We start from the raw sequence: 21,870 nt of genomic DNA, 5'->3' as shown, positions 1-21,870 counted from the left end.
GAGCGGTTGGCGAGGTAGCGGACCGGATCGATCGGCTCGTGGGTCGGACCTGACGTGACCACGACGCGGCGGCCGGCGAGCCGCCTTGCCCCGGCGCCCAGCAAAGCGTCCAGCGCCGCGACGATCTCCAACGGCTCGGCCATGCGCCCGATCCCGGCCTCGCCCGCCTCAGCCATCTCGCCGGCGTTCGGGCCGACGAAACGCACGCCGTCGCCGGCCAGCGTCTCCCGGTTGCGGCGCGTCGCCGGATGCGCCCACATCGCCGGGTTCATCGCCGGCGCCATCAGGATCGGGGCCTTGGCGGCCAGCAGAACGGCGGTGGCGAGATCGTCGGCCAGACCGTTGGCGCAGCGGGCCATCAAATTGGCCGTCGCCGGCGCGACGAGAATCGCGTCGGCCTCGCGGGCCAGCCGGATATGGCCGACATCGTGCTCGTCCTCGCGATCGAACAGATCGTCGAAGACCCTGGAGGCCGTCAGCGCGCCGACCGCGAGCGGCGTCACGAATTCCTTGGCCGCCACCGTCATGACCGGGGTCACCCGCGCGCCGCGTTCGCGCAGGCGGCGGATGAGATCCAGCGTCTTGTAGGCCGCGATACCGCCGCCGATGACGAGCAGGATGCGCTTGCCGGCGAGCCCGTTCATGGCGCCAGCGCCGCCTGGAGGTTTGTCAGGTCGGCCATGCCGCCTCCCCTTGAATCGTTTTCCTCTACCGGCCGGCGATAATGGCAGCGGGAGCATCCGGCAAGCAATAGACCGACCACCGAGGGCGAGATCACCCGAAGATCAAAGAGACCGCGATCGACAGGAGCGACAGGGCGATCACCCATTGGGCGATGCGACCGCTCATGATGCTGGTCCGCTTCTCGGTGGCGAGGTCCGTGAGCGTGTCGTCGTTCAGCCGGATGCCGTTTTCGATCAGGTCCGGCATCTGCTTGGCGAGAATCTCCAGCCCGTCGGCGAGATCCGGCGCTCGGCGCAGCAGCCGCAACATCGCGTCGATGCCCTCGCGGGCCTCCCGCAGCTTGGCCGCCGGCCCCAGTTCCTCAAGGATGTAGTCGGAGACCACCGGCTCGGCGGCAACCCACATGTTGAATTTCGGATCGAAGGTGCGCGCGACGCCCTCCACAACGACCATGGTCTTCTGCAGCAAGACGAGCTCGGGCCGCGTCTTCATGTCGAACAGCTCGGTGACCTCGAAGAGGAGCGCCAGCAGGTGGCCCATCGAAATGGTCTCGGCGGGTTGCCCGTAGATCGGCTCGCCGATCGCGCGGAGCGCCTGGGCGAAGCTGGCGACGTTCTGGCTGCGCGGCACGTAGCCGGCCTCGAAATGCAGTTCGGCCACCCGCAGATAGTCGCGACGAATGAAGCCGTAGAGGATCTCGGCGAGGAAGCGCTTGGATTCGGCGCTCAACCGGCCGACAATGCCGAGATCGACCGCGATCACCGCGCCGTCCGGGCCGACAAACAGATTGCCCTGATGCATGTCGGCGTGAAAGAAGCCGTCGCGCATGGCGTGGCGCAGGAAGGATTGCACCACGGTCACGCCGAGTTGCTTCAGATCGTGCCCGGCCATCGCGATGGCGGCGACGTCGCTCATCTTGATGCCGTCGATCCACTCCATGGTGAGAACGTCGCGGCCAGTGCGCTCCCAGTCGATCGTCGGCACCCGGAACCCGGGGTCGTTCGCCGTGTTCTCGGCCATTTCGGACGCGGCGGCCGCCTCCAGCCGCAGATCCATCTCGATCCGGGTCGACTGGGCCAGCGTCTCCACCACCGCTACCGGCCGCAACCGGCGCGAAGAGCGGACATAGCGCTCCATGAACCGGGCGATGGAGGCGAAGGTCTCCAGTTCGCGCAGAAAGCGGACGCGGACGCCGGGCCGCACCACCTTGACGGCGACGAAACGCTCGCTGCCGTCGGCGTCGCGGACCCGCGCCTTGTAAACCTGGGCGATGGAGGCTGCCCCGACGACCTCGCCCAATTCGACGAAAAGCTCCTCGACCCGCCGTCCGAGCGTCGTCTCGATCTCGGTTACGGCCAGCGCAGTCTCGAAGGGGGGAACCTTGTCCTGCAGACTGCCGAGTTCGCTCGCCGCCACGGCGCCGACAAGATCCGGCCGGGTCGCAAGGAACTGGCCCAGCTTGACGTAGGACGGCCCCAGTCGGTTCAGCGCGCGCGACAGATTGTCGGAACGTTCCCGGTTTTCAGCCGAGCCACGCTCGATCAACCGCGCGAAGCGGTGCAGCAACGCCGGGCCGGGCGGGAGGCCCTCGGCGGGGAACGAACCAATGACGCCCTCGCGGGCGAGAACGAAGACCGCGCGGACGAGTGCGATCGTGCCGGAAATGGGATTGGCCAAGAGTCTTTCCGCCCGATCGGTTCAGAGCTTCCAGCCGGAATGGATGGCGGCAATGCCTCCCGACAGGTTGCGATAGGCGACGCGCTCGAAGCCGGCGGCGCGAATGGCCGTGGCGAAATTCGCCTGGTTGGGAAAGCGACGGATCGACTCGACCAGATATTCGTAGGATTCGCGATCGTTGGCGACGGCCTCGCCGATCCGCGGGATCGCCTTGAACGACCAGGCCTCGTAGGCCCGGTCGAGAACCGGCATGTCGACTTCGGAGAACTCGAGACACAGGAAACGGCCGCCGGGCTTGAGCACCCGATAGGCTTCGTTCAGGGCCTTGTCGATCCGCGGCACGTTGCGAATGCCGAAGGCGATCGTGTAGGCGTCGAAGCTCATGTCGGGAAGCTTCAGCTCTTCGGCATTGCCTTCCACGAAGACCAGATTGCCGTCGAGCCGCCGCTTCGCCGCCCGTTCGGCGCCGACGCCGAGCATCGAGGCGTTGATGTCGAGGACGGTGCCCTGGGCGCGCCGCCGCGATGCCTCGACGATGCGGAAGGCGACGTCGCCGGTGCCGCCCGCCACGTCCACGAACCGCCAGCCGGCGCGATGCGGCGGCGCCAGCCAGGCGACCATGGCGCTCTTCCAGGCACGATGAAGGCCGGCCGACATCAGATCGTTCATCAGGTCGTATCGCTCGGCCACGCGGTGGAAGACATCGTTGACGCGCGCCTGTTTCTCCTCCCGGCCCGCCACCGTGGCATAACCGTAGGAGGTCTCCATCGCTTCGGCTCCGGTGACACGGGTTCGCGACATGGGGGTGGCACCTTATATTGCATCGCATCGACCGGATGCGGATATTGAGACGAAGAGCCCGCGCCGCTCCCGTGAAGGGCAAGAGGCGGCGGGGTCGACGGGTGCTCCGCGGGAAGCGTCGCATCGATCAGGGACTTAATCGAAAATGCCGGACTTGCCAGAGGTGGAGACGGTGCGCCGCGGCCTTCTTCCCGTTATCGAGGGCGCGCGAATCGAGCGGGTGGTGCTCGGCCGGCCCGACCTGCGCTTTCCGCTGCCGGCGCGATTCGCCGAAAGGCTGGCCGGTCGGCGGATCGAAAGCCTCGGACGGCGGGCCAAATATCTCGTCGCCGATCTCGAGGGCGGGCTGGTGCTGGCCATGCATCTCGGCATGTCGGGGTCGTTCCGGATCGAAGCGCCGCAGGGCGACAGCGTTCCCGGTGTATTCGCGCATCCGCGATCCGACATCCGGCGCCACGATCATGTGCGCTTCGATCTCATGACACGCGACCTCGCACCGGCCTCGATCATCTATAATGACCCGCGCCGCTTCGGCTACATGGCGCTGATCGAGCGCGCCGAACTGGCGGAACATCCCCATTTTCGCGGCCTCGGCATCGAACCGACGGGCAACGAACTTTCCGGACAGGCGCTCGCCCCGCTCTTTGTCGGGCGCAGCGCGCCGCTGAAATCCGTGCTGCTCGACCAGCGGATCATTGCCGGCCTCGGCAATATCTATGTCTGCGAGGCGTTGTGGCGGACCCGCCTGTCGCCGCGGCGGGCCGCCGGCACGCTGGTGAAGAAGGACGGAATGGCCAGCCGGCGGCTGGAAGCGCTCGCCCTCAATATCCGCGAAACGATCGCCGATGCCATCGCGGCGGGCGGTTCATCGCTGCGCGACTATCGCCAGGCGGACGGTTCGCTCGGTTATTTCCAGCATCGCTTCGCCGCCTACAACCGCGAAGGCGAGCCCTGCCGGCACGAGGCTTGCCGCGGTATCATCAGCCGCATCGTCCAGTCGGGGCGCTCGACCTTTTTTTGTCCGGCCTGCCAACGATGACGATGCGAAAAGCCCGACGCGGTCCTATGTGGCGTCAAGGTGTCGCGGCTCCAAGCTGGGTATGGCTCTTTATGGGCGGCGCATCCGCCCGGTCGTTCCGCCCTGTCGGCGATCACAGTCGCCGATCCGCCTTTGCGTTTGATGCCGTCGCGCCGGATATTGACGGCTCCCGGCGCATCTGCCTATAAGGGCGCGACTTTCGGCGGCGCTCAACGGCGCGGCCCGTTTTTTCGTGCTGCCGCGTCGCTTGAAGGCGCGAGCCGCACCCCACCCGATCCGACCGACACGGTTACGATAGAGAGAGACGATCCATGGCCAATACCCCTTCGGCCAAGAAGGCCACGCGGAAGATCGCGCGGCGTACCGCCATCAACACCAATCGCCGCAGCCGCGTGCGCACCTTCCTGCGCAAGGTCGAAGAGGCGATCACCGCCGGCGACAAGGAGGCGGCTACCTCGGCCTTCCGGATTGCCGAACCCGAATTGATGAGCGCAGCTTCGCATGGCGTGTTTCACAAGAACACGGCGTCGCGGAAGATTTCCCGCCTTGCCCATCGCGTGAAGACGATCGGCGCCGCCTGATCTGAACGGCGCATCACACCCGGATCGATCACCGGGTGGCAAGGATGATGACAAAGCCCTGGCTTCGGCCGGGGCTTTTTGATTCCAAAACCGACACAAGGCATCCGGGCGGCGGCGAACAAACGAGTCGCGCGCTGACCGCTGTCGAGGGGCAAGGGAATCGCGGCAGTCGCGCCGCAGGCTCGTATCGGTTGCCTCTGGCGACGAAGCCTGAGCAATTCAGGCAGCCTTCCCGGCCTCTGGCTCTGCCCATTCCGCCGTGATTCTGCGATTCGCAGCCGCTTTTGTCAGCATTTGGCTCAATTTGTCACCAAACTGTCTCATGCCGTGATCCCGGACGGGAGCGCCGCACGACAGGTTCAAAAAACTGCATGGATTCCAGTCGCTTGCAGAAGGTCAGTGAGCGATTGCCGATCGGCCCTCCGGGAGGTTTTTTTGACCCCCGGAGTCAAGCAGGCCCGCCACAATTTTTTCATATTTATTCTTCTCTTCCCGCAGCCCGGCCTCGGAAGCGACGAAAGCCCCGGGAGTAAAGTGTTTAGCGTGACATCGCCTCATGACCCGCATGGCGAGTCTGCAACAGGCGTCCTGCTCGCATGACGATTCAGGCTGGATTCGGCTTGCCCCCTGCGGCGCCGTTTCGTAGTTTCCCCCTCGAAACAAGTGCGGGGAAAGACGAAATGCGGGGACAATCCAGGTTATCCAAAATTTCCTGGAATTTGTGGAAGATTACGGCCCCTTAGGGGTCGCTCCCGCATAAATTCAGTATCCGGTCTTTTCACGATTTATCCGAGTAAAAACGAACGTTAGGCGAAGCTTGGCGTAGGGAACTTCTGCGCCAAAATGGGGCAGAGGCAGGGGATATTTTTGCATGCCTAGTGACTACAGGGGTGATGTTTCACCCGCAGAGTGCTGGTCGGCTCTCGCGGAAACGCCGGACGCCATGCTCGTCGACGTACGCACCACCGCCGAGTGGACCTATGTCGGATTGCCGATGCTGGCCGCGCTCGGGAAGAAGCCGCTGCTCGTCGAGTGGCAGAGCTTTCCTACGATGGGCGTCGATCCGGCCTTCGCGACGAAACTCGCCGGTCAGGTCGAAAAGGAAGGCGGAAGCAGCACCTCGCCGATCTTCTTCCTCTGCCGGTCGGGCGTCCGCTCGATCGCCGGCGCGGTGGCGCTCACCGCCCACGGCTTCGAGAATTGTTTCAACGTTCTCGGCGGCTTCGAAGGGCCGCTGGACGCGGAGGGACATCGCGGACGGAAAGCCGGTTGGAAAGCGGAGGGTTTGCCTTGGGCACAGAATTGAGTCTTCGCCGGCGCGTTGCCGCTGTGGATCCGAATGGGGACGGGATCCACGCGCTGCGCCAATCAACAACCAGCAGCAATGATTTCGGGGCAGGTATGGACGGCGGCGCGAGGGGCACGGCAGAGATTATGGAGCGGGTGAACGCCCGGCTGAAGGCCCAACTCGGACAGGACATCTTCGCCAGCTGGTTCCAACGGATGAAGCTCGAGGCGACCGGCAAGGGTGTCTGCCGCATCTCGGTGCCGACCGCCTTCCTGCGCAGCTGGATTCAGTCGCATTACCACGATCTCCTCACGGAGATCTTCAGCGCCGAAGTGCCGGGAACGCTGCGCGTCGACATCGCGATCCGCAGCGCCGTGCGCGGCGGCGGCGTCACCATCCGCCAGGCACGCGTCGCGGGCCAGAGCGAGCCGGAGGTGGCGCGCGTCACGGAGCCGACGCGAAAGGTCGTCGCCGGAGCCGCGGCACCGGCAAGGATCTTTCCCGACGGCGAGGCCCGAACCTCCCCCTCCGTGCCACAGGGCGCCGAGTTCGGCTCGCCGCTCGACCCACGCTACGTGTTCGAGACCTTCGTGGAAGGGGCCTCCAACCGGGTCGCCCTCGCCGCCGCGCGGGCGATCGCGGAGAACGGTCCGCAGTCGGTCCGCTTCAACCCGCTGTTCATCCACGCCGCCGTCGGCCTCGGCAAGACGCATCTGCTGCAGGCGATCGCCAATGCGGCCTCGCGCCGGGAGGACCGGCCACGCGTCGTCTATCTGACGGCGGAATATTTCATGTGGCGCTTCGCGACCGCGATCCGCGACAACCGCGCTCTCGACCTCAAGGAGACCCTGCGCGGCATCGACATCTTGATCATCGACGACACCCAGTTCCTGCAGGGCAAGTCGATCCAGCAGGAGTTCTGTCATCTTCTGAACGCGCTGGTCGATTCGGCGAAACAGGTGATCTGCGCCGCCGACCGCCCCGCGATGGAGCTGGAATCGCTCGATCCACGGGTCCGCTCGCGGTTGTCGAACGGCGTCACGCTTCAGATCGCCGTGCCGGACTACGAGATGCGCCGCTCGATCATCGCGAGCCGCGCCGCGGCGATGCGGGCCGAGGATCCGAGCTTCGACATGCCCGCCCGGGTGATCGACACGATCGCCGAGCGGGTCGCCGGCTCCGGCCGCGATCTCGAAGGCGCGTTCAACCAGATCGCCTTTCGCCACTCCCTCGGCCAGCCGCTTTCGCCAGAACATCTGGACGATCTGCTGAAGCAGCTGATCCGGGCCAATATCGAACGGCGCGTGCGCGTCGAGGACATCCTGAAATTCGTCTCGCGCCACTACAACGTGACACGGACCGACCTTCTGTCGGCGCGGCGCACAAGAACCATCGTGCGGCCGCGTCAGATCGCCATGTATCTCGCCAAGACCATGACGCCGCGCTCGCTCCCGGAGATCGGCCGGCGCTTCGGCGGCCGCGACCACACGACAGTGCTCCACGCGGTGCGCAAGATCGAGGGTGAACGGGCCAATGACGAGAAGCTGTCGGAGGAACTCGATCTGATCCGCCGGATGATCGAGGAATAGGATCCGTCCAGAGTACAATCGCGGACCCCCGACGTCGGTTTGGCGTGCCATGCCGATGGCGCCGACCGGTCGGTCACTACCGCTTTTGGCTTTCCATGTGCGGCGCGAATCATTAAGACCATCGAACCCGGAACCGGCGCCGCCTCCCGCGGCGCCTGCCCCGTAGAAAACGGCCTTCGTCATGCGTATCATCATCGAACGATCCAACCTCCTGAAGTCGCTTTCCCACGTCCACCGGGTGGTGGAGCGCCGCAACACCATCCCGATTCTGTCGAATGTGTTGTTGAGGACCGAGGATGGCGCGCTCCGCCTGAAGGCCACCGATCTCGATCTGGAAATCACCGAGAGTGTCGCGGCCACCGGCGAGCAGGAGGGCGCGACGACGGTGCCGGCGCATCTGCTCTACGACATCGTGCGCAAGCTGCCGGACGGCGCCGAGGTCAAGCTGTCGACCAATGCCGACGGCAACCAGATGACGGTCTCGTCGGGCCGCTCGAATTTCCGTCTCCAGTGCCTGCCGGAATCGGACTTTCCCGATATCACCGCCGGGGCGCTGAGCCACGCCTTCACGATCAAGGCGGCGGAGCTGTCGCGGCTGATCGACCGGACCCATTTCGCCATCTCCACCGAGGAGACGCGCTATTATCTCAACGGCATTTTCCTCCATACGATCGAAGCGGACGGCGAGCTCAAGCTGCGGGCGGTCGCTACCGACGGGCACCGCCTGGCGCGCGCCGAGATGCCGGCGCCGGCCGGATCGGAGGGCATGCCCGGCATCATCATTCCCCGCAAGACCGTCGGGGAACTGCAGAAACTGCTCAGCGACGGCGACGACGACGCCGCGATCGAGGTCGAACTGTCCGACGCCAAGATCCGCGCCACCATCGGCCCGGTCGTCCTGACCTCGAAGCTGATCGACGGCACCTTTCCCGACTACCAGCGCGTCATCCCGCAGAACAACGACAAGGCGCTGACCCTCGACCGCCAGAGCTTTTCGGCCGCCGTCGACCGGGTGTCGACGATTTCTTCCGAGCGGGGACGCGCGGTCAAGCTCGCGGTCAGCGATTCCCAGCTGACGCTCACCGTCAACTCGCCGGATTCAGGCACGGCGACCGAGGAACTCGCGGTCGGCTACGATTCCGACGACATCGAGATCGGTTTCAACGCGCGTTATCTTCTCGACATCGCCGCCCAGCTTTCCGGCGACGAAGCCGTGTTCATGCTTGCCGATCCGGGCTCCCCCACGCTCATCAAGGACGGCGGTGACGACGCGACGCTTTACGTCCTGATGCCGATGCGGGTCTGATTGCCGCGGCGGTCTTGACCGGAAAACGCCAAACCGACGACGGGGCGTCGGCAGACCGCCTATCCTTGCCGGCCGTGCGGCTGACCGAGCTGCGTCTTGCCGATTTTCGCAATTACGAGGCTCTGCGCCTGACCTTCGACCGGGGGTTTGTCGCCTTCGTCGGCGACAACGGCGCCGGCAAGACCAATCTCCTCGAGGCGGTGTCGCTCCTGACGCCGGGACGCGGGCTACGCCGGGCGACCTATCAGGATATCGCGCGCAAGGGCGGCAGCGGCGGATTTTCCATTCGCGCCGGGCTGGTTTCGCTCCAGGGCGAGGCGGATGTCGTCACCAAGGTCCAACCCGATCCGGCCGGTCCGGCGACGCGGACGGTGCGGATCGACGAGACCGCCGCCAAAAGCGTCGACGAATTGCTCGACCTGTTGCGCATTTTATGGCTGACACCGGCGATGGACGGGCTGTTTACCGGCCCGACCGGTGACCGCCGCCGGTTCCTCGATCGCATGGTGCTGGCGGTCGATCCGACCCATGGCCGCCGGGCAACGGACTACGAGCGCGCCATGCGTTCGCGCAATCGGCTGCTTTCGGACAATCGCATGGACGATGCCTGGCTGAGCGGGATCGAGGCGCAGATGGCCGAGCTCGGCGTCGCCATGGCCATGGCCCGCTCCGAACTGGTGGAAATGCTGGCAGGGATGATCGAGCAGCCCAGCGCCGACAATCCCTTTCCCAAGGCGGGCCTCGATCTGGCGTCCGGCTATGGCGATACCGATCTGTCCGGTCCCTCGGCCGATATCGAGGACGAGGCGCGCAGGCGGCTGCGTGCCGGTCGCCATGCCGACCGGGCCGCGGGCCGCACGCTTATCGGCGCCCACCGGGCCGATCTTTCGGTCGTCCACCTGGCCAAGGCGATGCCGGCGGCGCTGTCCTCGACCGGCGAACAGAAGGCGCTGCTCATCGGCCTGATACTGGCCCATGCCCGACTGGTCGCGGCCGTCTCGTCGCTGCCGCCGATCCTGCTGCTCGACGAGATCGCCGCCCATCTCGACCCTGGTCGCCGGGCAACGCTGTTCGACCTGATCGGTGAGCTCGGCGTGCAGGCCTTCATGACCGGCACTGATGCGAGCCTTTTTGACGCTCTCGGCGACAGGGCCCAGATGCTGGAGGTGGCGGCGGGCGCGGTCCGCGCGGCCACCGCGAGCGGTGCGACGAGCACGAAACCGGAGCAAGGACGATGAGCGACAGGCCTCTCGACGCCCAGGAACTCGAACGCTATGCGCGCCACATCGTGCTGCCGGAAATCGGCGGCCCGGGTCAGCAGAAGCTCAAGCGGGCGCGCATTCTCGTCGTCGGCGCCGGCGGCATCGGGTCGCCCGTCGTGCTCTACCACGCCGCCGCCGGGATCGGCACGATCGGTATCGCCGATGACGACATTGTCTCGCTGTCCAATCTGCAGCGCCAGGTGCTGCATCGGACCGTCGATGTCGGCCGGTCGAAGCTCGACAGCGCGGCGGAAGCGGTCGCGACGCTCAATCCGCATGTGAGCGTCGTGGCCCATCGGCTGCGCCTCGACGCTGACAATGGCGGCGCCATCGTCGCCGGCTACGATCTCGTCATCGACGGTTCGGACAATTTCGCCACGCGCTACGCCATGGCGGATTTGTGCGAGGCCGCGCGCAGGCCGCTGGTCACCGCCGCGGTCAACCGGTTTTCCGGCTCGCTGACCGTGCTGAAACCCTTTGAGAGCGGCGCGGAGGGACAGCCGAATCCGGGCTATCGCGACCTCTTTCCCGACGCGCCGCCGGCCGGGCTGGTGCCGTCCTGCGCCGAGGCCGGTATCCTCGGGGTTACGACCGGCGTCCTCGGCACGCTCGCCGCCAGCGAGGCGATCAAGCTCGTGTGCGGCATCGGCGAGGCGCTGGTCGGGCGGTTCCTGATGGTCGATCTTCTGACCATGCGGATCGAGGAAATCCGCTACCGCGGGCGGCGCGCGGACACCTCATCCTGACGCCGATCCCGCCGCCGAGCCGCGCGTGCGCCAGAGCGAATACACCACGCCCGCGGCAAGGATCGCGAAAGTGACCGCCAGCGACCATTCGGCCGGGAACTTCGCCCATCCCATCATGTCGGCGACGAAGATCTTGGAGCCGATGAAGACGAGGAGGATCGCCAGAGCCTGCTTCAGATAGGCAAAGCGGTGCAGCACGGCGGCCAACGCGAAATACAGCGCCCTGAGGCCGAGAATGGCGAAGATATTGGACGTGTAGACGATGTAGGGATCGGTGGTGATCGCGAAGATCGCCGGGATCGAATCCACCGCGAAGATCACGTCCGCCACCTCGATGAAAATCAGCGCCAGAAACAGCGGCGTCGTGTAGGTGAGCGTTCGCCCCGTCTTGGGATCGGGCAACCGGACGATGAAATGTTCGCCGTGCAGCTCGTCCGTGACACGCAGCCGGCGCCGGAGGAACTTGAGCAGCCGATTTTGCGACAGATCGACGCTCTCCTCGACGCCTGTCCACAGCATCTTCACGCCGGTGACAATCAGGAACGCGGCGAAGAGGTAGAGAATCCAAGCATATTCGGCGACCAGCGTCGCGCCGAATCCGATCATGATCGCACGCAGCACGATGACGCCGAGGATGCCCCAGAACAGCACGCGATGCTGATATTCTCGCGGGATCGCGAAATAGGAAAAGATCATCGCGATGACGAAGACGTTGTCGATCGCCAGGCTCTTTTCGACGACGAAGCCGGTGAGATATTCGATGCCGGACTGACGGCCGAGTTCGGCCCACACGAAGCCGCCGAAAGCCAGGCCGAGGACGATGTAGAAGCCCGAGAGGCCCAGGCTTTCGCGGATTCCGATCGCGCGGCTTCCTCGATGCAGGACGCCGAGGTCGAAGGCGAGAAGAAGGACGACGACGCCCAGAAAGCCGAACCACATCCACAGTGGCTGACCCAGGAAAATGATGCTGAAGACCGAATCCATCCGTTCCCTCGTTTGTCGAGGGCGGCTCGGCACCGTTCAACTCGGAAAGCTCCGGACCCGGCATCGAGCACACCCGATGCGGTCCGACATCACGATGCGACGGCATCGCCAGAGGGGCCCGGCCCGCGCGGGAGAGGTGGCGACTGGCTTTCACTCCCGCAAGGCGTCGGTCGAAAATTTTACTTCTCGCAGAGTTTGCGCCGGCCGCGATAGGGCTGAAAGGTGCAATCCGACGCCCGGAACGATCGGTAGGCCCGCGAGCAGGCTCGCACATTGCATTGAGCCGCTCCGGCGCTCTCCGCCGCGATCATGTCGGCGATGCTGGCGGGACGTGATGGTGTTTCCCCGGCAGGTTCGGCCGGCGCCGAATCCGCGTCGGGGGCTGGCGCCGCCGCGACCGGTCGCAGCGCGCCGGCGGCCTGCTGCATGAAACTCTTCCAGATCGTCGCCGGCAATTGCCCACCGGTCACGCCATCCATCGGCTCGCCGTCGTCATTGCCGACCCAGACGCCGACCGTCAGTGCCTCGTTGAACCCGACGAACCAGGCATCCCTGAATTCCTGGCTGGTGCCGGTCTTGCCCGCGGCGAACCCATCCAGCGCCGCCGCGTTGCCGGTCCCCTTGTCGACCACCAGCTTGAGAAGGCCGACGAGCGGCTCCTGCAGCTGTCCCAACTCGCGCTCCGGGCGCGTCGACGGGCCGATGCGGAAGCTTCGCCCGGCGCCGTCGACGGCGAAGGAGGCGATCCCCCAAGGCTCGATCGGTGTCAAACCGGCACGCACCGAGGCATAGGCGCCGGTGAGGTCGAGAAGGGTCACCTCCGACGCGCCGAGGGCGAGGCTGGGCGTTTCGGTGAGATCCGCGTCGATACCGAGATCGCGAGCCGCCGCCGCGACCTGATCGATGCCGACATCCATCGCAAGGCGCACCGTCGCCGCGTTCAGGGAACGGGCGAAGGATTCGGCCAGCGTGACCCTGCCGCGATATTTCCCGCTATAGTTCTCCGGCTGCCAGCCATCGATCTCGATCGGGGCATCCTCGACGCGGTCGTCCGGCGACAGGCCGGCGCGCAGCGCCGCGTAATAGACGAACAGCTTGAAGGTCGAGCCCGGCTGGCGTTTGGCCGCAACCGCGCGGTTGAACTTCGAGGCCGTATAGTCACCACCGCCGACCATGGCGACCACCGCTCCGTCGGGCCGCAACGCGACAAGCGCCGCCTGGGTGACGCCCTTTTCGGCGCCCTCAGCGGCGAGCGCCTCGGAAACGACCTTTTCCGCCACGGCCTGAAGTTCCGGTACCAGCGTGGTCTTGACCTCGATGCTGCCGCGGAACGGACCGGCGATCTCGCGGGCGTCGGAAATCACCCAGTCGGCGAACCAGGAGCCGCCGCCCATGTCCGGTCGGCTCGGGCTGAGCTGTGTCGAACCGAGCCTGGCCGCCGCGATCTCGTTCGGTTCGAGATATCCGGCATCACCCATCGCGTTCAATACGACGCCCGCGCGCTCCTTCGCCCCCTCGATATTCTCCAGCGGGTTGAGTTGCGACGGCGCCTTGATCAGGCCCGCCAGCATCGCACTTTCAGCCAGCGTCAGTTCGCCGACGGATTTGTCGAAATAAACCCGCGCGGCCGCCGGCATGCCCGTCGCTCCGGCGCCCAGATAGACATTGTTGAGATAGCGGGCGAGGATCTCGTCCTTGGACAGCCGTGTCTCGATCCAGAACGCCAGGAAGGCCTCCTGGATCTTGCGCTTCAGCGTGCGATCCCGCTCCAGATAGCTGATCTTCAGGAATTGCTGGGTGATCGTGCTGCCGCCCTGTACCACTTCACCAGCAAACAGGTTGCGGGTCAGCGCCCGGACGACACCGCGAAAATCCAGCCCCCAGTGCCGGTAGAAGCGGCGGTCCTCGATGCTGAGGACGGCCTCGACGAGATGATCGGGAAATTCGTCCAGCGGAGCGTAGCTGCCCTGATAAGGGCCTTGCTGCACCAAGGCCTGCCCATCAGCCGTCTGAAGCACGACGACTGGCTCGCTGGTTCCCTCGGCGATCTCGGCGAAGGGCACGTCATAAAGCGCCCAGGCGGCGACACCCGACGAAAGCAGGAAGCCGGCGACGAGGATGACGCCCAGAATGGATGCGACACGGCCGGCGCTCCAGGTTCGTCGGACTGGCCGATTGCGCCAGTTCGCGCGAAACGTCTTCGCCCGTGCGCCGGTCGCGGCGGCCAGTCCGCGCCAGTCGGTGTCTCGGAGCGATTGCGTGGTCCTGGCGCTGCACCGGCTCAGGCCTTGGCCGGTCTGACGTCCCAGCACGGCAACCTTGGCGGCGAGCCACCGTGCGAGCCGCGCAAGGTCGGCCATCAGCGCCTTGCGAAAGACGGCAAAGGCCTCGCCGGTCTGGCCGGCCGGAACCGGCCCATTGTGATCGCTTTCGCTCGAACCGCTCTCCCCAGGGGCCGGCGAGGGACCATGATCATCGTTGGCTTCCGGCATCAAATCTCACTCATTGCAGCCACCGCTGCATATGGCGTCCTTCGCCGCCCGGCATAGCGACGGTTACAGGCACAAACCAGAGAATTTTACCGCGGCGACGTGGCCCGCGCGCCTATCCGCGCGCGGCGTCTCAAAAATCGCCGGGCAGGATGCGGTCGGGCGGGCGATGGCCATCCATCAGCGTGTGGATGTTGATGATGACCTTCTCGCCCATTTCGATCCGGCCCTCGATCGTCGCCGAACCCATATGCGGCAAGAGAACGACGCGGTTCTCCTCGGCGAGCCGCACCAGCTTGCGGTCGATCGCCGGCTCTTCCTCGAACACGTCGAGCCCGGCCCCGGCGATGCGATCCTCCTGCAGCAGCTTCACCAGCGCCCTTTCGTCGATGATCTCGCCGCGGGCGGTGTTGACGATGAAGGCGTGCGGCTGGATCAGCGCCAGGCGCCGCGCCGACAGGAGATGGTAGGTCGCCGGCGTATAGGGACAATTGACCGAGAGAATATCCATGCGGGCGAGCATCTGGTCGAGGCTCTCCCAGTAAGTGGCGCCGAGCTCGGCCTCGGTCCTGGGGTCGACCCGCCGGCGGTTGTGATAGTGGATTTCGAGGCCGAACGCCTTGGCGCGGCGCGCCACGGCGGTGCCGATGCGGCCCATTCCCAAAATGCCGAGCTTCTTGCCCCAGATTCGTCGCCCGAGCATCCAGGTCGGCGACCAGCCGGGCCAACGCTCGCCGCCGAGGAGCCGCGTGCCACCCTCGACCAGCCGGCGCGGCACGGCGAGAATCAGCGCCATCGTCATGTCCGCGGTGTCTTCGCTCAAGACGTTCGGCGTGTTGGTGACGAAAAGATGGCGCGCCAGCGCCGCCTCCACGTCGATATTGTCGACGCCGTTGCCGTAGTTGGCGATCAGCTTGAGGCGCGGGCCGGCCTGTTCGATCACCGCGCGGTCGATCCGGTCGGTGACGGTCGGGACCAGCACGTCGGCCTCGCGGACGGCCGCGACCAGCGCATGCTGCTCCATCGGCCGGTCGGTGTCGTTCAGCCGCGCATCGAACAGTTCCCGCATGCGCGCCTCGATCGGCGCCGGCAGCTTGCGCGTGACGATCACCAGCGGCTTCTCGCGCTTCGTCATCGGCCGCGATTCCTTTGCACTCAAGACGTTGTTAACCGAAACGGACGATCATTCGATCCGAGAGCCGAGGCCTCTCTCCTAGCAAGGCGGGGATGCGAAAACAAAGGGTTTCCCTCCGCGACCGGAACAGCCTCGGCATCAGTTCGCACATCGGCCGTCGGCCGTCCCGAGCATCGCATCGTATCGTCCGGAGTTTCTCAATGCCGCTCGCCGCACCCCTTCGCCGCTCGCTCCTGTCCCTCGTCGGTGCCGCCATCCTGACGGCCGGCGCAATCCCGTTTCCGGTCGCGCACGCGGTCGAGACCGGGCCCGTCTCGAAGCTGCCGCTGCCGCGCTATGTCAGTCTGAAGGCAAGCCGGGTGAATCTCCGCATCGGACCGGGCCGCGACTATCCGGTGAGCTGGCTCTACCTTAAAGAAGGCCTGCCGGTCGAAGTCATCCAGGAATACGATCGGTGGCGGCGGATTCGCGACTCCGAGGGCACCGAGGGCTGGGTGTACTACTCGCTGCTGTCCGGCCAGCGCACCTCGATCGCCGCGCCGTGGCTGAAGGGCAAGGCAACGCTGATCGATATTCACAGGAGCCCGGCGACCGACGCGCCGCTGGTGGCGCGGATCGAGCCGGGCGTGGTCTCGTCCGTATCGCAATGCACGGCCGGCTGGTGCTCGGTCGAGGTCGCCGAGCGCAGCGGCTACGTGCGCCAGCAGGAAATCTGGGGAGTCTATCCGGACGAGACGTTCCAGTAGGCGGGTGGCGAAATATCCCGCCGCCACCCGAAACGGCAAGCGACGTCCTGGCGCGGCCGTTCTACTCCGCGGCGATGGCGGCGGGCCGTTTGCGGCGTAGCCGGACCACCACGTCGACATTGACGATTTCCATACCCTCGGGCGCCTCGGGCATCTGCTCGAGCCGCAGGCCGCCGTCGGGGATGTCGATCATCACGTTCTCGTCCTCGACGAAGAAATGATGGTGGTCGGAGGTGTTGGTATCGAAATAAGTGCGTTGGCCCTCGGCCGAGAGCGGCCGCACCAGACCGGCGTCGGTGAACTGGTGCAACGTGTTGTAGACGGTCGCGAGCGAAACCGGCTCGCCCGCCTTGTGCGCCTCTTCATGCAGGTCCTCGGCGGACAGATGCCGGTCACCGGAGCCGAACATCAGGTTGCACAGGGCGACGCGCTGCCGGGTCGGACGCAGCCCGACCGAACGCAGGCGCTCGAACACACAGAAGCTTTGGGTGCGCGGCCGGTTTTCCATCGCTGAATGCCACCAATATCTTGTATCTTGTTCAGGCTCGGGAACGCGGCCTCGCCGCGCCTCTGCGGCCTATATACGTGATGTCGGGCGCCGCGACAAATGCCGGTCGGGATCGGAGCCAGGCCGCGATGACATCGGATGGAACCGATCCGATGTCATGATCATGATCGATTCCGCTCAGTCGGCGTGGCGGGCGGGGAAAGACCGGCCGCCATTTCCAAGCGCCATGCTAGCCGCATGTTTGCCGCAGCTTGTCCAGCGCCTTGCCGGATCCGGTGAGCGGAACGGTGTAGCGGCCGGCTGGTCCCGAGATTTCGACGCTACGCCCCTTTCGCAGTGCCGCGATCAATTCGGCGAGACCCGCCGGCGCGCCGCGACTGACCAGGATGGACGTTCCTTCCGCTTCGCCCGCGCGAGCCGTTGCCTCGTACAAGAAAGCCGTTCCGTCGACGCTCACCCCGACCGTATAGCCGCCGCCATCCTGCAATTTGCCGGGGAACCCGGAAAAGATCATCGCGATCCCGTCTGGACCGCAGTGGAAGGACAGACCGGTATAATCGCCCGCGACGGCGTAGCCCGCCGTTCCGTCCGACGCCGTCCAGATCTGCGCCCTCGCCGGAAAGGCGGCGAGGGCGGCGACAAGGATGACGGCCCCGACCAAAAGGGCGAGACCCGCGGCTTGGCGTCCTTTCACGGGCTTGTCTCCCTCATGGCGGCGTGACATGCGAAAAGCGCATTCGACGGCTGTCTATCGAAGTTTGCGTAAGCGAGCATAGATAGCTGCGACAACGAAGAACGAGCGTCCCGGTGGCTGATATGGGCGGTTTCCAGCCGCCCGGCATGCGTGCTAAGGGCGCTCCCGAAACGGACGTCACACAGCCGGGAACTTGAGGGCGGATACGAACGGACATGGCAACAGCAAAGACCTCCTTCGACTACGACGATATCATCGCCTGCGCCAACGGCCAGTTGTTCGGCGAAGGCAACGCGCAGTTGCCGCTGCCGCCGATGTTGATGGTCCATCGGATTACGGACGTTTCGGAAACCGGCGGCGCGCACGGCAAGGGCTATATCCGCGCGGAGTTCGATGTCACCCCCGACCTGTGGTTCTTTCCCTGCCATTTCGTAGGCAATCCGGTCATGCCCGGTTGCCTCGGCCTCGACGGCATGTGGCAGTTGACGGGCTTCTATCTGGGATGGCTGGGCGAAAAGGGCCGCGGCATGGCCCTGTCGACTGGCGAGGTGAAGTTCAAGGGCATGGTCACACCTGAGACGAAACTCCTCGAATACGGTATCGATTTCAAGCGGGTGATGCGCGGGCGCCTGGTTCTCGGCATCGCGGATGGCTGGCTCAAGGCCGATGGCGAGACCATCTACCGTGCGAGCGACCTGCGGGTCGGCCTGGCACAGGACAAGGCGGACTGACACGCAGCCGGCGGTGATGGCAGCCGATCGCTCCGTGGCAGGCGGAGTTATGGCACAAGCGGGACAAGCTGCCATCTTCCCCCATTCAAAAGGGCAAAAGACATGAGACGCGTCGTTGTAACAGGCATGGGGATCGTGTCCTCCATCGGAAACGATGCCGGCGAGGTTCTGACCTCCTTGCGAGAGGGACGCTCGGGCATCAGCCTCGCGCCGGAATACAAGGAGCTCGGTTTTCGCTCCCACGTCCACGGCAAGCCGACACTCGACCCGACGACGCTGCTCGACCGGCGGGCGATGCGGTTCCATGGCGGCGGCACCGCCTGGAACCACGTCGCCATGGATCAGGCGATCATGGATGCCGGCCTCGAGGAGAGCGACATCTCCAACGAGCGCACCGGCATCATCATGGGGTCAGGCGGGTCCTCGACCCAGTCGATCGTCCAGGCGGCGGACATCACCCGCGAGAAGGGGCCGAAGCGCGTCGGCCCGACCGTGGTGCCGAAGGCGATGTCGTCGACCGCCTCGGCAACGCTGGCCACCTGGTTCAAGATCAAGGGCGTCAACTACTCGATCTCCTCGGCCTGCTCGACCTCGAGCCATTGCATCGGAAACGCCTGCGAGACGATCCAGATGGGCAAGCAGGACCTAATGTTCGCCGGCGGCTGCGAGGATCTCCACTGGACGCTGTCGGTGCTGTTCGACGCCATGGGCGCCCTGTCCTCCGACTTCAACGAGCGACCCGAGACGGCGTCGCGCGCCTATGACAAGGCGCGTGACGGGTTCGTCATCGCCGGCGGGGCAGGCGTCCTCGTGCTGGAAGAATACGAACGGGCCAAGGCGCGCGGGGCGAACATCATCGCCGAAATCGTCGGCTACGGCGCCACCTCCGACGGCGCCGACATGGTCGCGCCGTCCGGCGAGGGCGCCGTGCGTTGCATGCGACAGGCGATCGCCCATCTGGACGGCCCGATCGACTACATCAACCCGCACGCGACCTCGACGCCGGTCGCGATCCGCGAGGTCTTCGGCGACGCCATTCCGCCGATCTCGGCGACCAAGTCGCTGACCGGCCATTCGCAGGGCGCCACCGGCGTTCACGAGGCGATCTACGCGCTGTTGATGATGCGGCATGGCTTCATCGCCAAGAGTGCGCATATCGACGAGATCGACCCGGAATTTTCCGATATTCCGATCGTGCGGGAACGCATGGACGGGGTGACACTCGATCGCGTCCTGTCGAATTCGTTCGGCTTCGGGGGCACCAATGCCTGCCTCGCCTTCCAACGCGTGACGGACTGAGGATTTGAAGAGCACTATGGGCGACCTCATGGCAGGAAAGCGCGGGCTCATCATGGGCGTCGCCAATCGCAACTCCATCGCCTGGGGGGCCGCCAAGGCGCTGTCGGCGCAAGGAGCCGAGATCGCCCTCACCTACCAGGGCGAGGCGTTCGGGCGGCGCGTAAGGCCGCTGGCCGAAGAGATCGGCTGCAAGCTGGTCATCCCCTGCGATGTGGAGGATACCGCATCCCTCGACGCGGTGTTCGAGACGCTGACGTCGGAATGGGGCTCGATCGACTTCGTCCTCCATGCCATCGCTTTTTCCGACAAGAACGAGCTCAAGGGCCTTTACGCCGACACCACGCGGGAGAACTTCACCCGCACCATGGTGATCTCCTGCTTCTCCTTCACGGAAGTCGCCAAGCGCGCCGCGGCGATCATGCACAATGGCGGCGCGATGGTGACGATGACCTATGGCGGCGCCGAGCGGGTCATGCCGAACTACAACGTCATGGGCGTCGCCAAGGCGGCGCTAGAAGCCTCGGTGCGCTATCTCGCGGCGGATTTCGGGCCGCGCAACATCCGCATCAACGCCGTCTCGGCCGGACCGGTGCGTACCCTGGCCGGCGCCGGCGTCTCCGACGCCCGGCTGATGTTCAACTTCCAGAGGCGCAACGCGCCGATGCGGCGCAACACCACGATAGACGAGGTCGGCGGAGCCGTCCTCTACCTGATGTCGGAACTCTCCAACGGCGTCACCGGCGAAATCCACTACGTCGATTCGGGCTACAACATCATGTCGATGCCCTCGCTCGAGGAGCTCAAGGAGCAGGAACATCGCAAGGCCGTGGTCGAGGGCGAGGGCCAGGACGACAGCGACGACGTTTAACGCCAAGCCGCGATACGCTCAGGCCGAGCGGCGCCGGCGACGGCGCATCCGTGCCGCGCCATGGGCGCCGGCCGCGAGGGCCCAGCCAAGACCGAACCCGGCAGCCGTCAGCACCAGAGCGTCGATCGCCATGGGCAGGGCGGGGCGATAATCGTCGCCGGTCCGCGCGGCGATCGTCCAATCGGGATCGCCGAGGGCCGCGAAAGGCCGAAACAGCGGCGCCGCGTCGACGAGATCACGGTAACGCCGCATGAGTTCCTCGTAGCGCGAGATCGTCAGATCGGCATCCTCGCCCTGGCGGGCCACGAGGAGATCGGAATTCTGGCGCAGGCGCCTCAGCGCCACATCCCGCGAGACGCCCGCCCGCGCGGCCCCGGCGTCGAATCGCTCGACGATCGTTTCGAGTTCGCCCACCGCGCCGCCAAGCCGTTGCAGATATTGCTGGGTGAACTCGATCGACTGGCTGAACACCGCGCCGGCGAGCAACGCGGCGAAAACGCGGATCAGCAAGGGCGCCATCGGCAAATCTCTCCCTCCGGGGCCGTTGAATCCCGCCCGGGCGGCCCGGCGCGGCCGTTTGCTGTTGCCCGATGACCAAGACGCAAAAAAGGCGCGCCCTGGGGACGCGCCTTCCGCATTTCGGTCAGAAAAAGACGGCCGGTCAGGCGGCGTCTTCCTTCATCTCCTCGCCAGTGGTCTGGTCGACCACCTTCATGGAAAGGCGAACCTTGCCACGCTCGTCGAAGCCCATCAGCTTGACCCAGACCTTGTCGCCTTCCTTGACGACGTCGGTGGTCTTGCCGACCCGCTCGGCGGCCAGCTGCGAGATGTGGACGAGGCCATCCTTGGAGCCGAAGAAGTTGACGAAGGCGCCGAATTCAACGGTCTTGACCACCGTGCCCTCGTAGATCTCACCGACCTCGGGCTCGGCCACGATCGAGTGGATCCACTTCTTGGCCGCCTCGATCTCCTTGGCCGAGGAAGAGGCGATCTTCACCGTGCCGTCGTCCTCGATGTTGATCTTGGCGCCGGTCTTTTCGACGATCTCGCGGATGATCTTGCCGCCGGCGCCGATGACGTCCCGGATCTTGTCGGTCGGAACCTGCATGACCTCGATGCGCGGCGCGAACTCGCCGAGCTCGGCGCGGCTTTCCGAAAGCGCCTTGGCCATTTCGTCGAGGATATGCAGACGACCGCCCTTGGCCTGATCGAGAGCGACCTGCATGATCTCCTCGGTAATGCCCTGGATCTTGATGTCCATCTGAAGCGAGGTGATGCCCTCGCCCGTGCCGGCGACCTTGAAGTCCATGTCGCCGAGATGATCCTCGTCGCCGAGGATGTCGGAAAGAACCGCGAAGCGCTCGTCTTCCTTGATCAGTCCCATGGCGATGCCGGCGACGGAGGCCTTCAGCGGGACGCCGGCGTCCATCAGGGCAAGCGAGG

General features: G+C 65.6%; 21 protein-coding genes. 11 read left to right on the top strand and 10 right to left on the bottom strand.

The window, feature by feature from the left end; all coding sequences use genetic code 11:
• The 3 genes from coaBC to ubiE all read right to left on the bottom strand — a co-directional run.
• The coding region (gene coaBC, locus MJ956_RS02270; RefSeq protein WP_253962863.1) for a bifunctional phosphopantothenoylcysteine decarboxylase/phosphopantothenate--cysteine ligase CoaBC at positions 1-644 on the bottom strand (644 nt) is incomplete at its 3' end.
• Positions 645-774: 130 nt separating this feature from the next.
• Complete coding sequence (ubiB, locus tag MJ956_RS02265) at positions 775-2,361, bottom strand: 2-polyprenylphenol 6-hydroxylase (protein ID WP_253962862.1); 1,587 nt, start codon at positions 2,359-2,361, stop codon at positions 775-777.
• Between the two features lie 21 nt (positions 2,362-2,382).
• On the bottom strand, positions 2,383-3,162 hold the full coding sequence (gene ubiE / locus MJ956_RS02260; protein WP_253962861.1) for a bifunctional demethylmenaquinone methyltransferase/2-methoxy-6-polyprenyl-1,4-benzoquinol methylase UbiE: 780 nt from the start codon (positions 3,160-3,162) through the stop codon (positions 2,383-2,385).
• 145 nt (positions 3,163-3,307) lie between these two features.
• Here ubiE and mutM point away from each other — a divergent pair, with 145 nt between their 5' ends.
• From mutM to moeB, 7 genes are all read left to right on the top strand, one after another.
• Positions 3,308-4,201, top strand: a complete 894-nt coding sequence (gene mutM / locus MJ956_RS02255) for a bifunctional DNA-formamidopyrimidine glycosylase/DNA-(apurinic or apyrimidinic site) lyase (protein WP_253962860.1) — start codon at positions 3,308-3,310, stop codon at positions 4,199-4,201.
• A 311-nt stretch (positions 4,202-4,512) separates the two neighbouring features.
• The gene (gene rpsT, locus MJ956_RS02250; RefSeq protein WP_253962859.1) at positions 4,513-4,782 is read left to right on the top strand and encodes a 30S ribosomal protein S20; all 270 of its coding nucleotides are present in this window, start codon (positions 4,513-4,515) and stop codon (positions 4,780-4,782) included.
• An 871-nt stretch (positions 4,783-5,653) separates the two neighbouring features.
• Positions 5,654-6,088 carry a rhodanese-like domain-containing protein gene (locus MJ956_RS02245; protein ID WP_253962858.1) on the top strand — a complete coding sequence of 145 codons (435 nt, stop codon included), beginning with the start codon at positions 5,654-5,656 and terminating at the stop codon, positions 6,086-6,088.
• Positions 6,089-6,183: 95 nt separating this feature from the next.
• Positions 6,184-7,659 carry a chromosomal replication initiator protein DnaA gene (dnaA, locus tag MJ956_RS02240; RefSeq protein WP_253962857.1) on the top strand — a complete coding sequence of 492 codons (1,476 nt, stop codon included), beginning with the start codon at positions 6,184-6,186 and terminating at the stop codon, positions 7,657-7,659.
• A 181-nt stretch (positions 7,660-7,840) separates the two neighbouring features.
• Positions 7,841-8,965 carry a DNA polymerase III subunit beta gene (gene dnaN, locus MJ956_RS02235; protein ID WP_253962856.1) on the top strand — a complete coding sequence of 375 codons (1,125 nt, stop codon included), beginning with the start codon at positions 7,841-7,843 and terminating at the stop codon, positions 8,963-8,965.
• A gap of 65 nt (positions 8,966-9,030) precedes the next feature.
• A complete protein-coding gene (recF, locus tag MJ956_RS02230; protein WP_253962855.1) occupies positions 9,031-10,203 on the top strand; it encodes a DNA replication/repair protein RecF in 1,173 nt (390 codons plus the stop codon).
• Positions 10,200-10,973 (top strand): molybdopterin-synthase adenylyltransferase MoeB, encoded by a 774-nt coding sequence (gene moeB / locus MJ956_RS02225; protein WP_253962854.1) that lies wholly within the window; start codon positions 10,200-10,202, stop codon positions 10,971-10,973. The genes recF and moeB overlap by 4 nt, the downstream gene beginning before the upstream one ends.
• On the opposite strand, the gene MJ956_RS02220 is transcribed toward moeB, so the two are convergent.
• The 3 genes from MJ956_RS02220 to MJ956_RS02210 form a co-directional block, all read right to left on the bottom strand.
• Positions 10,965-11,957, bottom strand: coding sequence for a TerC family protein (locus MJ956_RS02220; protein ID WP_253962853.1), 993 nt, complete (start codon positions 11,955-11,957; stop codon positions 10,965-10,967). The two genes, moeB and MJ956_RS02220, sit on opposite strands and share 9 nt — an antisense overlap.
• Positions 11,958-12,136: 179 nt before the next feature.
• The gene (locus tag MJ956_RS02215; protein WP_253962852.1) at positions 12,137-14,449 is read right to left on the bottom strand and encodes a PBP1A family penicillin-binding protein; all 2,313 of its coding nucleotides are present in this window, start codon (positions 14,447-14,449) and stop codon (positions 12,137-12,139) included.
• Between the two features lie 130 nt (positions 14,450-14,579).
• Entirely contained in the window at positions 14,580-15,581 is a 1,002-nt protein-coding gene (locus tag MJ956_RS02210) for a 2-hydroxyacid dehydrogenase (protein ID WP_253962851.1), read from the bottom strand.
• A 200-nt stretch (positions 15,582-15,781) separates the two neighbouring features.
• On the opposite strand from MJ956_RS02210, the gene MJ956_RS02205 reads away from it, so the two are divergent.
• Complete coding sequence (locus MJ956_RS02205; RefSeq protein ID WP_253962850.1) at positions 15,782-16,327, top strand: SH3 domain-containing protein; 546 nt, start codon at positions 15,782-15,784, stop codon at positions 16,325-16,327.
• Positions 16,328-16,388: 61 nt separating this feature from the next.
• Here the strand turns inward: MJ956_RS02205 and irrA are convergent, their stop codons facing one another.
• On the bottom strand, positions 16,389-16,835 hold the full coding sequence (gene irrA / locus MJ956_RS02200; RefSeq protein WP_253962849.1) for an iron response transcriptional regulator IrrA: 447 nt from the start codon (positions 16,833-16,835) through the stop codon (positions 16,389-16,391).
• A gap of 229 nt (positions 16,836-17,064) precedes the next feature.
• Complete coding sequence (locus tag MJ956_RS02195; protein ID WP_253962848.1) at positions 17,065-17,529, bottom strand: hypothetical protein; 465 nt, start codon at positions 17,527-17,529, stop codon at positions 17,065-17,067.
• A gap of 215 nt (positions 17,530-17,744) precedes the next feature.
• Here MJ956_RS02195 and fabA point away from each other — a divergent pair, with 215 nt between their 5' ends.
• The 3 genes from fabA to fabI all read left to right on the top strand — a co-directional run bounded on the left by fabA (position 17,745) and on the right by fabI (position 20,427).
• Positions 17,745-18,260: a 3-hydroxyacyl-[acyl-carrier-protein] dehydratase FabA gene (gene fabA, locus MJ956_RS02190; RefSeq protein WP_253962847.1), complete on the top strand. Its 516-nt coding sequence runs from the start codon at positions 17,745-17,747 to the stop codon at positions 18,258-18,260.
• Between the two features lie 102 nt (positions 18,261-18,362).
• Positions 18,363-19,559 carry a beta-ketoacyl-ACP synthase I gene (gene fabB / locus MJ956_RS02185; protein ID WP_253962846.1) on the top strand — a complete coding sequence of 399 codons (1,197 nt, stop codon included), beginning with the start codon at positions 18,363-18,365 and terminating at the stop codon, positions 19,557-19,559.
• Positions 19,560-19,575: 16 nt separating this feature from the next.
• The gene (fabI, locus tag MJ956_RS02180) at positions 19,576-20,427 is read left to right on the top strand and encodes an enoyl-ACP reductase FabI (RefSeq protein WP_253962864.1); all 852 of its coding nucleotides are present in this window, start codon (positions 19,576-19,578) and stop codon (positions 20,425-20,427) included.
• Positions 20,428-20,445: 18 nt separating this feature from the next.
• Here the strand turns inward: fabI and MJ956_RS02175 are convergent, their stop codons facing one another.
• Together MJ956_RS02175 and MJ956_RS02170 are read right to left on the bottom strand one after the other, a co-directional pair.
• Positions 20,446-20,946: a DUF2937 family protein gene (locus tag MJ956_RS02175; RefSeq protein ID WP_253962845.1), complete on the bottom strand. Its 501-nt coding sequence runs from the start codon at positions 20,944-20,946 to the stop codon at positions 20,446-20,448.
• Positions 20,947-21,088: 142 nt separating this feature from the next.
• Positions 21,089-21,870 (bottom strand): S1 RNA-binding domain-containing protein (locus MJ956_RS02170; RefSeq protein ID WP_253962844.1); only part of this gene is annotated, 782 nt, incomplete at its 5' end.

The sequence above is a fragment of the Aurantimonas marianensis genome, assembly GCF_024195285.1.
Lineage (GTDB): Bacteria > Pseudomonadota > Alphaproteobacteria > Rhizobiales > Rhizobiaceae > Aurantimonas > Aurantimonas marianensis.
This window is presented reverse-complemented; position numbering and strand designations above follow the sequence as displayed.